Here is a 13,989-nt window from a genome sequence, read left to right as displayed (position 1 = left end):
AGATCCGTTCGCGCACGTGTGGCGTGCATTCTTGAACTTCGCGATTCCTCGCTACTTGCCCAGAAAAAAGTTTGCGTGGCGCCAGTGTAGACTGCGTAGGCTGTGAAGCGGCGTTCCGGTTTTGTGTGGGCGCTTTTCGTTGAATCCACCCGCACCTGATCGAGGTATTAAAAGTCATGACCGCACGAAAGCGAATAGTCGGTTTATTTTGTGGTCTTGGCCTCTTGGCAGGGCTTGTTGTAGTGCCGACGGTCGTCTCGGACGTTAGCAGCGCGTCAGCGGTATCAGGTTCGGATTTCCAACCTGGAAATATCATCAGTGATCAGAACTTCTTCAATCAGGATTCGATGTCCGAAGCCGAGATACAGACTTTCTTGGAGTCGAAAAAGTGCAATCCACGAGACAGTTCTCCGTGTCTGGAGGATTTTTCGGTCTCAACTCCGACCGTGGCCGCAGTGGGTGACGGCCACTGTGCGCAGTATTCAGGTGCGGCCAACGAGTCCGCGAGCAGAATAATTTGGAAAGTTGCTCAAGCTTGTCGAATCAGCCCCGCAGTCTTGCTCGTGCTTCTTCAAAAAGAGCAGTCCCTGATTACTGCGCCCAACGCCTACGGATATGCCCGCGCAATGGGATGGGGCTGCCCAGACTCCGGCCCAGGCTACTCCGCCAGTTGTGACGCGAATTACTTTGGCTTATTCAACCAAGTTTACAAATCCGCGTGGCAGTTCCGTCAATACACTCTGTACCCGGTGGCTATCCCCGGTGGTGGAACACGGCAATACACCATCGGAACGCGATCGATTCAGTATCACCCTAATCCCGCGTGTGGCGCAGCGAATATAAACATCCAGAATCAGGCGACCGCAAACCTTTACCTTTACACGCCCTATATTCCGAATGCGCCAGCTCTTCAGAGCGAGTATCTATATGGAGCAAGCCCCGATGCTTGCAGCTCGTACGGGAACCGTAATTTTTGGCGAATATATTCCGATTGGTTCGGACCGACGACCTCGCCTCTTGGGACTCCCGTGGGCGAGGTCAAGGCCATCTGGACTACGAATAAGAGTATCAATATGTGGGGCTGGGCCTACGATTTCAGCGTTCCCACCGACCCAATCGCCATCCACATCACTGTGAACGGTATCTGGACCGCATGGACAGCCAACGCCGAAAACCCAACGGCGAATGCACTGTATCCGGGTGCCGGAACGAAGCACGGTTTTGGCGGTTCCATTTCGGTGCCACGGGCCGGTACGTACAATGTTTGTGTCTACGCTGTCGACCAAGGACCGGGCGTCAATCTTCAGCTTGGTTGCTACAACCTCGCCGTCGCGGATGGTTCGCCATCCGGTGTCGTCAATGACATCTCCGCCGCGCCAGGACAGGTAAGCCTGTGGGGTTGGGCGCTCGACCCGGACGTGCAAGACCCGATCGCCATTCACGTGAACGTCAATGGCCAGTGGACAGTGTTAAATGCAGATCAACCCAACGCTTCGAGTACGGTCCGATTCCCGGCGCACTCGGCAAACCACGGTTTCGGTGGTGTCATCCCTCTTAGTGGCGGGGCCTATAACGTCTGCGCCTACGCAGTTAATGTTGGCGACGGGGCTAACACAACGCTCGGTTGTCGTGATGTGGTCGTGCCGTCAGGCGATCCGGTCGGTTCCCTCGCCGAAATGTGGGGAACACCAAATGGCATTAACCTGTGGGGCTGGGCGCTTGACCCCGACACGACGGAGTCCATCGATATGCACGTTCGCGTGGACGGCAATTGGACGGTTCTCACTGCAAATGCGCCAAATGCCAGCGTCGGTGCAGCCTTCCCAGCGTATGGACCGAATCATGGATTTGGCGGCGTCATTCCAGTTGGTCCCGGAAATCACGAGGTGTGTATTTGGGGAATCAATCAGGGAGCCGGGGCGAATCTGAACTTCGGCTGTAGGGCGGTTGTCGTACCGCCGAGCTCCCCAATCGGGGTGCTCAACGATGTCTGGGGTACCGCTGGCGCGATCAAAATGTGGGGATGGACACTTGACCCGAATACGTTCGGACCCATATTGGTGCACGTGCGCGTAGACGGGCAGTGGACCGTCGTCACGGCGGATGCCGTGAACCCCGGTGTAGCGTCTGCCTACCCTAGTTTCGGGCCGAACCATGGGTTTAGCGCCGTGATACCCGCCTCCTCCGGTGGGCATGAAGTCTGCACCTGGGCAATAAATGTTGAGTCTGGCAGCAATCTGGCCTTCGGCTGTCGGAGTATCGCCGTTTCATAGGTCGCGGCAGGGCCCTCGCAACCGAGCCTTGGTAAGCTTCCGTGTCCCTATTCGCTGCCAAGAAAGTCTCCAATGTCCCAAGTAATTCCCGGTCTAGTGTCGCTTATCCTCGTGAATTTTCGGGGGGCCAGTGACACGATTGAGGCACTTGAGCATATTAAGCGCATCAATTGGCCCGCGGAAAAGCTCGAAATTATCATTGTCGAAAACGCGTCGGGGGACGATAGCGAGGCACGGCTTCGAGCCGCTGCACCGCACGTCAAGCTGGTCGTCTCCAAGGAGAATCTCGGATTCGCTGGGGGCTGCAACTTGGGGGTGAAGGCGAGTTCGGGGCAGTACCTTGCTTTTCTCAACAACGACGCCAAGCCTGATGCGCAGTGGATTGCCGCGGCCGTGGCAATGTTTGAAAAATCTCCCCGGATCGGGGCAGTCGCCAGCAAAGTAGTTGACTGGGATGGCGTGCTCGTTGACTACATCGGATCGGCCATGACCTGGTTTGGTATGGGCTACAAGCCGTTGACCGGGCAAGAGTTACCGACGACACCGGATGCGGAACATGACGTCTTGTTCGGCACGGGTTCCGCCATGTTCGTTCGCCGTGACGTCTACGATGACCTGGGCGGCTTCGACGAGCGCTACTTCATGTTCTTTGAGGACGTCGACCTCGGCTGGCGGCTTAACCTCAAGGGCTACCGTTATGCGTACGCTCCGGCCTCCATTGCATTCCACAAGCACCACGCATCAATGGGCTCCTATGGCTCGTTCAAGGAAACCTACCTGCTTGAGCGCAACGCCCTGTATACGCAGTACAAGAACCTGGGCGACGAGGCTCTGGCCAAGACCTTCGCCGCCACCCTCGCGTTGGCCGCCCGCCGAGCAGTCGCCCGTGGTGGCCGCGACTCCACCGAGTTTGATCTGCGCAAGGGCGCCGACAACGGTCCTGACACCACGGTGGCCAAAGAGACTGTGGTTGGCCTCTACGCGATTGATCAGTTTGTCGAGAACTTGCCGTCGTTACTGAAATCCCGCAATGAGATTCAGTCAAGCCGAGTCGTGGCCGACAATCGCATCTGGCCCCTCTTCGGTGAGACGGATGCCCCCTCGTACGATACCGAGCACTATCTAGAGGGCTACGACAAGATCGTCACCGCCTTCGGCGTCACTGAGGTCCCCGTTCTCACGCGCGTGCTGATCATTACGGGCGACCCCATTGGCGCGAAGATGGCCGGACCAGCAATCAGGGCCTGGCATATGGCCGAGGCACTCTCAAAAGACAACGCCGTCACTTTGGTTACCCTCGCGGGGATCGAACCAATCTCGGCGCCGTTCGAGATCGTGCACGTTCACCCCGGTGACGATCGAGCCATGCGCAAACTAGAATCGGCCGGCGACGTCATCGTCTTTCAGGGTCTCGCCATGGCCCTGTTCGACAGCCTGCGTAAGAGCTCCAAAATTATCGTTGCTGACATCTACGACCCGATGCACCTGGAACAGCTGGAGCAGGGGCGGGAACAGGGCACGGAGCAGTGGAAGAAGCAGGTTTCCGACGCAACGGATGTGCTCAATGAGCAGCTCGCCCGCGGCGACTTTTTTCTCTGCGCTTCCGAGCGTCAACGACACTTCTATCTCGGTCAGCTTGCGGCACTCGGACGGGTAAATCCGGCCAACTATGCCGATGATCCCGATTTGACGAGTTTAATCGATGTCGTGCCATTTGGCCTCAATGCAGTCTTTCCTGACGCAACACGCCCCGTTCTTAAGAGCGTTCACGCCGGTATCGAGACTGATGACAAGCTGCTCCTCTGGAGTGGCGGCCTCTACAATTGGTTTGATCCCAAGACGCTCATCTCCGCGGTGGCCGAGTTGTCGACCCGCCACGACAATGTGCGGCTATTCTTTCAGGGCACCAAACACCCGCACCCCGGCGTTCCAGAAATGGGAATCGTAGCCGAGTCCCGGTCCCTGGCTCGAGAGCTCGGTGTTCTCGATTCGTCGGTCTTCTTCAACAGCTCGTGGGTCGACTACGCCGATCGTCACAACTACCTCGGTGAAGCAGATGCCGGCGTCAGCACCCATTTCGCCCACGTCGAGACAACCTTTTCGTTCCGTACTCGCATTTTGGACTACCTCTGGGCCGGGCTGCCCATGGTCGTTACCGAGGGCGACCACTTCGCAGAACTCGTCGCCGCCGAGAACCTTGGTATCGTCGTTCCTTCTGCTGATATCGGTGCTCTCGCGGATGCGCTCGAGACGGTGCTTTTTGACGATGCTTTCATACGCGAGGCACGTAAGAACATCCAGCGGGTGCGTATGGCCTATGAGTGGGACACCGTGCTCGAGCCTCTCGTTAGCTTCGTCGCTGATCCGAGGCATGCTCCCGACCTGATTGAGAGTGGGGTCGTCACCGCGGGAAGTGGCGTTGTTCGCCGGCCGCTCGTGCGACAGCGCAAGCACGGCTTGCTCCATGACGCAGGCTTGCTGGTGCACTACCTCAAGACTGGCGGCCCCCGGGTAGTGGTGAAGAAGGTACAGAGCCGGCTGCGCCGCAGAAAATGACTGCGCCCGGCGTTTCGGTAGCGTTGTGCACGTACAACGGCGGCCGCTACATCGAAGAGCAGCTGAACAGCATTCTCGCTCAGCGTGTTTCCATGTCAGAGATTGTCGTTTCGGATGACGGATCAACGGATGACACTCTGGGAATTGTTCGCAGGGTCGCTGCCGAGGTGCGTGCTGGCGAAACCGCAACGAAGATCCGGATCCTTGAATCCGTGGGTGGTCTCGGGGTGACAAGAAACTTTGAACGGTCGATATCTGCCTGCCGCAATGACGTGATTGTGCTCGCTGATCAGGACGATATTTGGCACGAAAACAAGCTGGGTATCATGCTCGATCAATTTGACACCCGGCAGGATTTGCTCTTTCTTCACTCCGATGCACGTCTCGTTGACGGGAACGGTGCGCCGCTGGGACAAAACTTATTGGACGCTCTGGAAGTTTCTTCGCCGGATCGAGCCGCCATTCATTCGGGGCAGGCCTTTGCGGTTTTCCTCCGCAGGAACCTGGCTACCGGTGCCACCAGTATGATTCGGCGAGATCTGCTTAAATTCGCCCTACCCTTTCCCGAAGAATGGGTGCATGACGAATGGCTGGCCATTGTGGCTTCTGCCGTTGCAGAGCTGGACTTTGTTCCGGAATGTCTCATCGACTACCGGCAACACGGAGAGAATCAAATTGGTGTGCAGCTGCCGTCTTTGGCCGTTAAAGTCAAGCGGGTACTTGAACCGCGCGGCGACCGCAACCTGATGCTGATGCTGAAGTTTCGAAGACTCGTTGTCCGGCTCGAAGCACTTGACGCTGTCGCGCCGATCGCACCTGAAAAGATGATGTGGGCCACGGGAAAGATGGACTTCGAAGATTTTCGTTCACGGCTGCCGGCACACCGACTTCTGAGGTTTCTCCCTGTCGCGCGGGAAGGACTAAAGGGAAGCTACCGACGCTACGCTAGTCAAGGACGGATGGACATGGTCCGGGACGTCCTTCAATCAACCTGAGCAGGTCTCCACACATCAGCGCGTCCTGCGACCGCCCGCGTATCATTGGTTTCGTGTCTGCTGCTGGAAATTTCTCATCCCCGGGTAGCCCGGTGGCTTCGAGTCACGACCATCCAGACGATTCGGTCGTGGTGAATTCCACCGCCAAACGTGGGCTCGGATTCATTCTTCTCGCCACAGTGCTGGGCGGCCTCGCTGGTTACGCGGTGCAGGCCGTTGTGTTGTCGCAGCTTCACCCTGCTGCATACTTAGAATTCAGTGTGTTCTGGTCGGCGCTGTACCTCGTTATCAGCGGTCTGGCCGGCATCCAACAGGAAGTAACGCGCGCCACGCGATTCGGCGTGCGTCGGCAAGAGAACAAATCCAACACGGCCCGCAATTTTGGAGCGCTGACGTCGTTGGCTTTATTCGGCGCGATTGTGAGTTTGGGCCCGTTGTGGGGGCCGATCGTGTTCGGCGACGCATGGTCTTGGTCGCTGGTTATTGCCTTGGCCGTTGGCTCGGCCTCGTATGTCGTTGTGGCGGTCTTCTGCGGAACAATGTACGGGCTCCAACAATGGCGCACCCTCGCTGTCATGATCTCGTGTGATGCCCTCCTTCGGTTGGCTTTCATTGGTATTTTCCTGTCTTTCACGGGTGCCAGTGAGCTGTTGCCCTGGGCGGTCGTGCTGCCCTTCCCGCTCACAGTGCTGGTCGTGTGGGCCACCGTGCGCAAGCACACGCGAGGCAGCGCAATCCTCGACGTCAATCTCAAGTCGCTCGCCTGGAACTCGGCGCGAACCGTCAGTGGCTCCGTGGCCACAGGAATCCTGATCAGCGGGTTCCCACTTTTCTTAAGTCTCGCGTCCCGCAACGACTCGGCCGCAGCGGTCGGAACGTTGATTGCCGTGGTAACCCTGACACGTGCACCGCTCATCATCCCCTTTCTAGCGCTCCAAAGCTATCTCCTCGTCTTCTTTCGAGACCACACCGCGAATTTCTGGCGTGCATTCGGGCTGATTATTGGAGCCATCGCCGCCGCCACCACCGTGGCATCGGGCTTGGCCTGGTGGCTAGGTCCGGCGCTGCTGGATCTGTTCGGCCCCGAGTACGCCGTGGATTCCTCAACAGCGGGGCTGCTGGTAGCCTCCGCCGGATTTACAGCAGCACTGTGTGCGAGCGGTCCGGCGGTACTGGCCCGCAACGGTCATACCGCCTATTCAGTGGGCTGGACGGCTGCGGCTGTCAGCGTGGTCGCGCTCCTCTTCCTGCCGATAGACCTGAACAGTCGCAGCATCCTCGCCCTCGCCGTTGGGCCTGCGCTCGGTTTGGTTGTTCATGTTATTTACCTGGTGCGAACCTCTCGGGCCATTCCAGTGCCGTGCCCACCAAAACGCCAGTAGTGATCCGGCCAGCAACGTGATCGCATAAAGTGCCAGCCACATGAGCACCCCACCCGGGGGCTGCCAGTCTGGGTTTAAATAGAAGTCCCGAAGACTGCCAGAGGTGCCGACGGCATAACGCTGCAGTACAACGGCGAACGTAATGATCTGCGCGAATGCGACGGTCGCTAGAACGGTGCCCGCTAGGCGGCGTTGCACAGACTGTCCCGTCACGGTCACACTCTGGCTGACCAGTGCGGCAGTGCCAACGACCAGGCAGACGAAGAGAGGGAGCGCATATCGCCCTTGCCAGATGAACCCGCCAGCTGTTATGTACACGCCTTGAATCACCGCGGGAATGATGACGAGCGAGGCAGCGAGAAGCACGAACACCACGAGGCGACGACCTCGCAAAACAGTGGCTGCGGCAATCATGAGCACTCCGGTCAGAGCCGCCCAGACGAAGAGCGTCACTGCCGGAGCCGTTGTGTCCAGCCAGCCAAATTGGCCAATAAGGCCGTTCGCGAAGCCGAATGTCTCCGCGAAGACATTAACGAACCCGACCAAGAAACTCGATCCGACTCCGGGATAGTCGGTAACAACCTCATCCGTCGAGATGCCGGCCGCGAGGGAATTGCTCGAGCGCATCCAGAGAATAGCGACAATAGTGGATGCGACGATGCCGCCGATCGCCCAGACCACCGGTTTTCGGCTGACGAGGGCCCACAAAGATTTCCATGACAGGAGTGCCAGCGGGATGACCAGAACGACGGCGAGCCACAGTGGAGAAAGACCGCGCGTGTTGACCGCAACCGCTGATGAGACAACCAAAATAATTAAACGTTGAGTGAGTAGCCGCTCGTTAGGCTGTGTGACGACGGAAAAAAGCGCGACAAACGCGGCCAGAGTGGCGGCGGTCTCCAAAGAATTCGGATTCACGACGCCGTTCAAGAAAAATACCATGGGCGTGCAGGCGACAACGAGGCCGAGCATCGGTATCACTCGGCGCGACCACGATGCGATGAGAACAAAACTCAGTGCGAGAAAAGCCGAGGCGACCATGCCGCTCACGATGCGCATGAGGTAAATGCCGCTCTCGTCGTTCACCAGCAGGCTTGGCCAGCCCACGAGCTCGTAGTAGAGCGGGTTATACAGGCCAGCGGACGTCTCAGCCGGAATGATCGTGTCGTCACCGAGCGGAACGGAGTCGGCGCAGTCAGCGGAAACCTCAGGCTGGAAGGCGAAACAGGTGACTGCATGGGTTGAGGCGATATACCGCGGCACAGTCACCGTGTGGCCGTTTTCGGAAGGGATTCCGACGAACTGACCCCGAACAACTGATGCTGCCTTGATGATGTGCGCTGGTTCGTCAGGGGCGCCGGAAAAGGGGGTTGCCATCGCCCAAGCGCCGGCAAGCGCGGAAAGAACTAACCACGCACTGACGAAGATCGCCAAACTACGCTTCACCGGTCGTTCACTTCGATCGAGGATTGCGTGTTCTGCTCCAACTTGCGGATGCGCAGTTCCAGCAAGGCGGTCTGCTCGGCCAAGGTTCGTGTCTGGTCATCAAGTTTCGTTAACTCCGAGCTGTGCTGAATGCACACCAGAAAGAGAATGACGACGCTGACGAAGAAGACGAGGTTGATCGGGATCGCAACGCCGGCAACATCGGCGGCCCACTCAAGGGTTTTTGGGAAAACGCCCACGATCAGTGCAAGAGTTCCGGCGATGAGCCACCACGTGGCGTGGCGTTCGCGCAAGCGCCGACGCCTGAGCATCTCAATGACCACGGCGAGAGTGAGGAGCGCCGCAGCGATGCCGAGGATATAGCTGGTGGCGGTCATGACGTGATCTCCTGTCCCCGAAGGGTTTCGCGGGGACGCGCCAGTGCGAAAAGTAAGGCCATGCAGGCGCGGCCGAGGTAGGCCGCAGCTTTCAACGGATGGTGCGACGGAACGCCCCCGGCGCGTGGGCGCATGGCCACAGGGATTTGCGTGATCGAACAACCAGCTCGAGCCGCAATGACTAGGGACTCTATGGTGTCGCCCAGATACTCCGCTGGATACGTTTCTGCGAAGAGGCACACCGCTCGCGGGCCGCTCGCCCGGAAGCCGGATGTCGTGTCGGTGAGTTTGGACTTCGCCAAGCGACTAATAATGACGGCCAGGGCCGTCATCGCCCACCGACGCGGGCCGCGTACCGCGTAGTCACCCTCGCCGGCAAAGCGCGCGCCCAGAACCACATCCGCTCGGTCGAGGGCGTGAACGAGAGAACGAACTTCGGCGGGATCATGCTGACCGTCGGCATCAACCTGAACGACGTTGGAATAACCGTGCTCTAGCGCATATTTGAAGCCGAGGCGCATTGCCCCGCCGACTCCCAGATTGAAAGGAAGGCGGGCGACCAGCGCGCCTGCCTTGCGGGCGCGGAGGGCAGTTCGGTCGGTGGAGCCGTCGTCGATCACGAGTACGTGCATGTCTGGGAGCGCTGCAAAAACTTCGGCGATGACCGCTTCGACTGACTCTTCTTCATTGAAAGCTGGCAGAACGATGAGAGTCTGTGCCTGACGGGGGTGCATGTTAGCCAATCCTACTAAAACGGGGCTGGTGATTCGGGTTTCCTCCAGTCGTGGTCGTGGTCGTGGTCGCTGTCGGTGTCCAGCTGGAATGTCGTGTTCCAATCCGTGGGATCATAAGGGAGATCCCCAGAATTCACATCGAAAGGTGCGCGGCCACCGCCACACTATGACCAGCTCTGAAGTTCTTGTTGTTCTGCCCACCCTTGGTGACCGAATTGAGAGTCTTCGCGAGACCCTGGAAGCGGTAGAGCAACAACGCGCCGACGTAGCGCTAACGCTCGTTGTTGTTGCCCCGGTCGGGGCCGTTGAAGCACGAGAAATGGCTGCCACATTTGGTGCCGTAATCGTTGACGATCCGAAAACTGGCATCTCAGCAGCGATCAACTGCGGCCTCTCCGCGCGCAACGGGGAACAGTACTACGCGTGGATCGGTGACGATGATCTCTTTCGAGCTGGGGGTCTCTTGCGGCTGCAGCGCCTGCTCGACCAGAATTCATCCGCTGTACTTGCCTTCGGAGGATGCGAGTACATAGACCCGACCGGAAAGAAGCTGGCGACCAGCAACGCTGGGGGATTGGCGACCTTTCTCCTCGCTTGGGGTCCGGACTTGATTCCCCACCCGGGCACCATGATTAGATTGGACGCTCTTGAATCGATCGGTGGATTCGATATCACGCTGAAGTACGCCATGGACCTTGATGCTTTCCTTAAGCTACGCAGCTACGGCAAATTTATCTCAACGCGAATACCGGTCTCAGCTTTCCGCTGGCACCCCGACTCTCTCACTGTGGCCAATCGCTTGAACTCGAGCCTTGAATCTGAAGCAGTCAAGCGCCGCCACCTGCCGGTGGGACTGCGCCCGCTGAGCCCGCTGTGGAACTTTCCCATCCGGTGGGCATCCGCTTTCGCTGCACGCCGGGTGAGTGCCCGGGCCTGAGAATTGGGGCTGCGCTAGGCTCAACGGTGCCCGTGCGCAGCATGCCGTCCGCAGGTCCAGTAAAACTTGGAGTGAAGCACATGAACGGCTCTTTGCACGTCGCGCTTTCCATGCTTACCCTCGTTCGCGGGGGAATGGGCGGAAGCGAGACTTACGCCAGCGCGCTCACCGAACAATTGGTGCACCACGATTCGGTGGACGCAAAAGCGTACCTGCCAGCATCCGCTCGAGGGTTTAGCGCAGGCATCGCCGAACACGTCATCGAGTCGGTCACGGTAGGCCCGACTACCCGAGATCGACTCGTCGGCCTCGCACAGATCACGGCGCGTACTCGCTCGATTCGGCGCAGCATGGCCGATGCGGATGTCGTTCACTTTCCTTTCACCGTGCCCGTGTCCAAGCCCAGCCGAACACAGGCATCCGTTCAGACCCTGCTCGACGTGCAGCATCTCGAATTGCCGCACCTGTTTAGCCGGTCTGAACTGCTCTACCGGCGCTGGTTCTATGAAGGCTTCGCGGCACGAGCGGATGCAGTGGTCACCATCAGCCACTTCGCCAAGGAACGCATGGTTGACAGTCTCGGGCTCGACCCGGACCGTATCCACGTTGCGCACCTCGGCGTGGACACGGAGAAGTTCGTCGCAAACCTCGGCCAACGAGAAAATTTCGTCCTCTACCCTGCACGCGGTTGGCCGCACAAGAACCACGCTCGATTGATCGTCGCAATGGAACTCGCTCGACAACAATTGCCGGATCTACGCCTGGTATTGACCGGAGGAGGGCTCGACAGTTTGGGCGACCTCCCTGATTGGATTGACCGCCGGGGATTGGTCGAGCAGGACGAACTTTTGCGATTGTATCGGTCGGCTGCTGCACTGGTGTTTCCGAGCCTCTATGAGGGCTTTGGACTGCCTCCTTTGGAAGCAATGGCCTCGGGATGCCCGGTAGCGGCATCGAACGCTGGCTCGCTACCGGAGGTCGTCGGGGACGCAGCCGTTCAATTCGATCCTTACGATCCTGAGGCGATCGCCGCGGGAATCGTCGAGGCCGTGAAGCGGGGGACGTCCCTGACTGCGGCGGGCTTGGTACAGGTATCAAATTTCACGTGGGAGAAATGCGGCGACGTTCATGTTCAGGCCTATCAAGCGGCTCACCAGAGAAAGAACTCATGACGCCTGGAAATGACACACAACGAGTCTTGATTACTGGGGCAAACGGCCAGGACGGGATGTATCTCGTGCAGCGGCTAGCCGCCGAGGGCCACGATGTGCACGGTATGTGCCACTCGACCTCCGGGGCGGACCGCCTCAGAGCGCAGGCACCAGAGGTGACCGCGCACAGCTGTGATTTAAGCGATCCGTCGGGCATCGTGGCTCTCATCGAACAGGTTCGCCCGAGCGTCATCTACAACCTTGCCGGTAACACGTCAGTTGCTCGATCCTGGGACTATCCGGCCGAGACGGCCGACGTGCTTGGCGTGGGACCGGTGCGTCTCCTTCAAGCAGCGTGGGCCCTGGGCGAACGCACGGGGGAGACCGTACGTTTCGTGCAGGCTTCGAGCGCGGAAATTTTCGGTGATGCGACGGACGTTCCGCAAACAGAACAGACCCTGCGAGATCCGGTCACGCCCTACGGGGCGGCCAAATCTTTCGCCCACGAAATGATCAACGTTTACCGCAAGCGCGGCATGTTCGCGAGTTCGGCGATTCTATACAATCACGAATCACCAACGCGGCCGGAAGCGTTCGTGGCCCGCAAGATTTCCCGTGAGGTCGCGCGCATCTCTCTCGGGCTCTCTGACCACGTGGTGTTGGGCAACATCGATGTCTATCGCGACTGGGGCTATGCACCCGACTACGTCGACGCTCTCGTACGTATATCTCGGGCCGACATTGCAGATGACTTCATCGTGGCCACAGGAGTTGCGCACAGCGTGCGCAACTTCGTTGAGACCGCATTCGCACACATTGGTGTGACTGACTCGAGCCGCCACGTGGTTATCGACCCGGCTTTCTACCGCCCGGCTGATCCTAAGGAACTCGTGGGTGACCCGAGGCGCCTCAAGGCACTCGGCTGGGCCCCGACTGTGAACTTCGACCAGCTCGTCAAGCTCATGGTCGACGCTGATATCGAGTTGTTGCGCCAGTAGCTGGGCAGCCAGGCCGTGATTGCTCGGTAAGCTCGATAACTTAGGGGCTGGGCAGCGGATCGCCGCGTGCAGAGTTATGCCCTTCAAGCCAGACAGTAGGGATCCTCCATGGCCAAGCGCGCATTCATTACCGGAATCACGGGCCAGGACGGCTCGTACCTGGCTGAGCTGTTGCTCGGCAAGGGGTATGAGGTGCACGGGTTGATTCGGCGGGCGTCGACTTTTAATACGTCGCGCATCGATCACCTGTATGTGGATCCGCACGACGAGGCCGCGAAGCTGTTTTTGCACTACGGCGATCTGAGCGACGGGTCGCGCCTGGTTACCCTTCTCGCGGAGATTCAGCCCGACGAGGTGTACAACTTGGCGGCGCAGTCGCATGTGCGGGTGTCGTTTGACGAGCCGGAGCACACGGCCGACACCACCGGTATGGGAACCATTCGGCTGCTGGAGGCGGTGCGCATGGCCGGCATTCAGTGCCGGTTCTACCAGGCATCGTCGTCGGAGATGTTCGGCGCTACTCCGCCGCCGCAGAACGAGTTGACGCCGTTCTACCCGCGCTCGCCCTATGGCGCCGCGAAGGTGTACAGCTATTGGATCACCAAGAACTACCGTGAGGCCTACGGCATGTTCGCTGTCAATGGCATTTTGTTCAACCACGAGTCGCCGCGGCGCGGTGAAACCTTCGTGACGCGCAAGATTACCCGGGCGGTCGCTGCCATCAAGGCGGGCACGCAGGATCACGTGTATCTGGGTAACCTTGACAGCATTCGCGACTGGGGCTATGCCGCTGAGTATGTGGAGGGCATGTGGCGCATGCTGCAAGCGGATGAGCCCGACGACTTTGTGCTCGCCACCGGCGGCAACTTCTCGGTGCGTGACTTCGTGCGCACCGCGTTCGAACACGCCGGCCTCGACTGGGAGCAGCACGTGCGCTTCGACGAACGCTACCTGCGCCCCACCGAAGTGGACGCCCTCGTCGGCGACGCCTCCCATGCTTTCGAGCAGCTTGGGTGGAAGGCCACCGTCGACACCGCCGAGCTGGCCCGCATCATGGTCGACGCCGATATCGCGGCGCTGGAGCATGCCGGCGGACGCTGGATTGACCAAGTCAAGCTCGCCAGCTGGGGCACGAAGTAG

General features: G+C 59.2%; 10 protein-coding genes. 7 read left to right on the top strand and 3 right to left on the bottom strand.

The window, feature by feature from the left end; translation table 11 throughout:
• Positions 1–176 precede the first annotated feature (176 nt).
• The 3 genes from CXY75_RS19460 to CXY75_RS08465 all read left to right on the top strand — a co-directional run bounded on the left by CXY75_RS19460 (position 177) and on the right by CXY75_RS08465 (position 5,824).
• Positions 177–2,273, top strand: coding sequence for a hypothetical protein (locus tag CXY75_RS19460; RefSeq protein ID WP_146069421.1), 2,097 nt, complete (start codon positions 177–179; stop codon positions 2,271–2,273).
• Positions 2,274–2,345: 72 nt separating this feature from the next.
• On the top strand, positions 2,346–4,829 hold the full coding sequence (locus CXY75_RS08470; RefSeq protein WP_104082398.1) for a glycosyltransferase: 2,484 nt from the start codon (positions 2,346–2,348) through the stop codon (positions 4,827–4,829).
• Positions 4,826–5,824 (top strand): glycosyltransferase family 2 protein, encoded by a 999-nt coding sequence (locus CXY75_RS08465; protein ID WP_104082397.1) that lies wholly within the window; start codon positions 4,826–4,828, stop codon positions 5,822–5,824. The genes CXY75_RS08470 and CXY75_RS08465 overlap by 4 nt, the downstream gene beginning before the upstream one ends.
• A 1,199-nt stretch (positions 5,825–7,023) precedes the next feature.
• Here CXY75_RS08465 and CXY75_RS08455 read toward each other — a convergent pair.
• The 3 genes from CXY75_RS08455 to CXY75_RS08445 all read right to left on the bottom strand — a co-directional run bounded on the left by CXY75_RS08455 (position 7,024) and on the right by CXY75_RS08445 (position 9,763).
• Positions 7,024–8,583, bottom strand: coding sequence for a DUF2142 domain-containing protein (locus CXY75_RS08455; RefSeq protein WP_146069420.1), 1,560 nt, complete (start codon positions 8,581–8,583; stop codon positions 7,024–7,026).
• A 65-nt stretch (positions 8,584–8,648) separates the two neighbouring features.
• Complete coding sequence (locus CXY75_RS08450) at positions 8,649–9,029, bottom strand: DUF2304 domain-containing protein (RefSeq protein ID WP_104082394.1); 381 nt, start codon at positions 9,027–9,029, stop codon at positions 8,649–8,651.
• A complete protein-coding gene (locus CXY75_RS08445; protein ID WP_104082393.1) occupies positions 9,026–9,763 on the bottom strand; it encodes a glycosyltransferase family 2 protein in 738 nt (245 codons plus the stop codon). The genes CXY75_RS08450 and CXY75_RS08445 overlap by 4 nt, the downstream gene beginning before the upstream one ends.
• A gap of 166 nt (positions 9,764–9,929) precedes the next feature.
• On the opposite strand from CXY75_RS08445, the gene CXY75_RS08440 reads away from it, so the two are divergent.
• The 4 genes from CXY75_RS08440 (at position 9,930) to gmd (ending at position 13,989) form a co-directional block, all read left to right on the top strand.
• Positions 9,930–10,700, top strand: a complete 771-nt coding sequence (locus CXY75_RS08440; RefSeq protein WP_104082392.1) for a glycosyltransferase — start codon at positions 9,930–9,932, stop codon at positions 10,698–10,700.
• A gap of 80 nt (positions 10,701–10,780) precedes the next feature.
• The gene (locus tag CXY75_RS08435; protein WP_158251161.1) at positions 10,781–11,872 is read left to right on the top strand and encodes a glycosyltransferase family 1 protein; all 1,092 of its coding nucleotides are present in this window, start codon (positions 10,781–10,783) and stop codon (positions 11,870–11,872) included.
• The gene (locus tag CXY75_RS08430; protein WP_104082390.1) at positions 11,869–12,849 is read left to right on the top strand and encodes a GDP-mannose 4,6-dehydratase; all 981 of its coding nucleotides are present in this window, start codon (positions 11,869–11,871) and stop codon (positions 12,847–12,849) included. The genes CXY75_RS08435 and CXY75_RS08430 overlap by 4 nt, the downstream gene beginning before the upstream one ends.
• A gap of 108 nt (positions 12,850–12,957) precedes the next feature.
• The gene (gene gmd / locus CXY75_RS08425; protein WP_104082389.1) at positions 12,958–13,989 is read left to right on the top strand and encodes a GDP-mannose 4,6-dehydratase; all 1,032 of its coding nucleotides are present in this window, start codon (positions 12,958–12,960) and stop codon (positions 13,987–13,989) included.

It is taken from the genome of Cryobacterium sp. Y11, assembly GCF_002929535.1.
Lineage (GTDB): Bacteria > Actinomycetota > Actinomycetes > Actinomycetales > Microbacteriaceae > Cryobacterium.
The sequence above is the reverse complement of the archived record's forward strand: the minus strand, read 5'-3'. Positions and strand labels throughout refer to the sequence as shown.

Excerpts from the sequence above, each read along its gene's own strand:
- CXY75_RS08430 (WP_104082390.1), top strand. The coding sequence starts at position 11,869 with ATGACGCCTGGAAATGACACACAACGAGTCTTGATTACTGGGGCAAAC.
- CXY75_RS08455 (WP_146069420.1), bottom strand. The coding sequence starts at position 8,583 with ATGGCAACCCCCTTTTCCGGCGCCCCTGACGAACCAGCGCACATCATC.
- CXY75_RS08445 (WP_104082393.1), bottom strand. The coding sequence starts at position 9,763 with ATGCACCCCCGTCAGGCACAGACTCTCATCGTTCTGCCAGCTTTCAAT.
- gmd (WP_104082389.1), top strand. The coding sequence starts at position 12,958 with ATGGCCAAGCGCGCATTCATTACCGGAATCACGGGCCAGGACGGCTCG.
- CXY75_RS08435 (WP_158251161.1), top strand. The coding sequence starts at position 10,781 with ATGAACGGCTCTTTGCACGTCGCGCTTTCCATGCTTACCCTCGTTCGC.
- CXY75_RS08450 (WP_104082394.1), bottom strand. The coding sequence starts at position 9,029 with ATGACCGCCACCAGCTATATCCTCGGCATCGCTGCGGCGCTCCTCACT.
- CXY75_RS08440 (WP_104082392.1), top strand. The coding sequence starts at position 9,930 with ATGACCAGCTCTGAAGTTCTTGTTGTTCTGCCCACCCTTGGTGACCGA.
- CXY75_RS08470 (WP_104082398.1), top strand. The coding sequence starts at position 2,346 with ATGTCCCAAGTAATTCCCGGTCTAGTGTCGCTTATCCTCGTGAATTTT.
- CXY75_RS19460 (WP_146069421.1), top strand. The coding sequence starts at position 177 with ATGACCGCACGAAAGCGAATAGTCGGTTTATTTTGTGGTCTTGGCCTC.
- CXY75_RS08465 (WP_104082397.1), top strand. The coding sequence starts at position 4,826 with ATGACTGCGCCCGGCGTTTCGGTAGCGTTGTGCACGTACAACGGCGGC.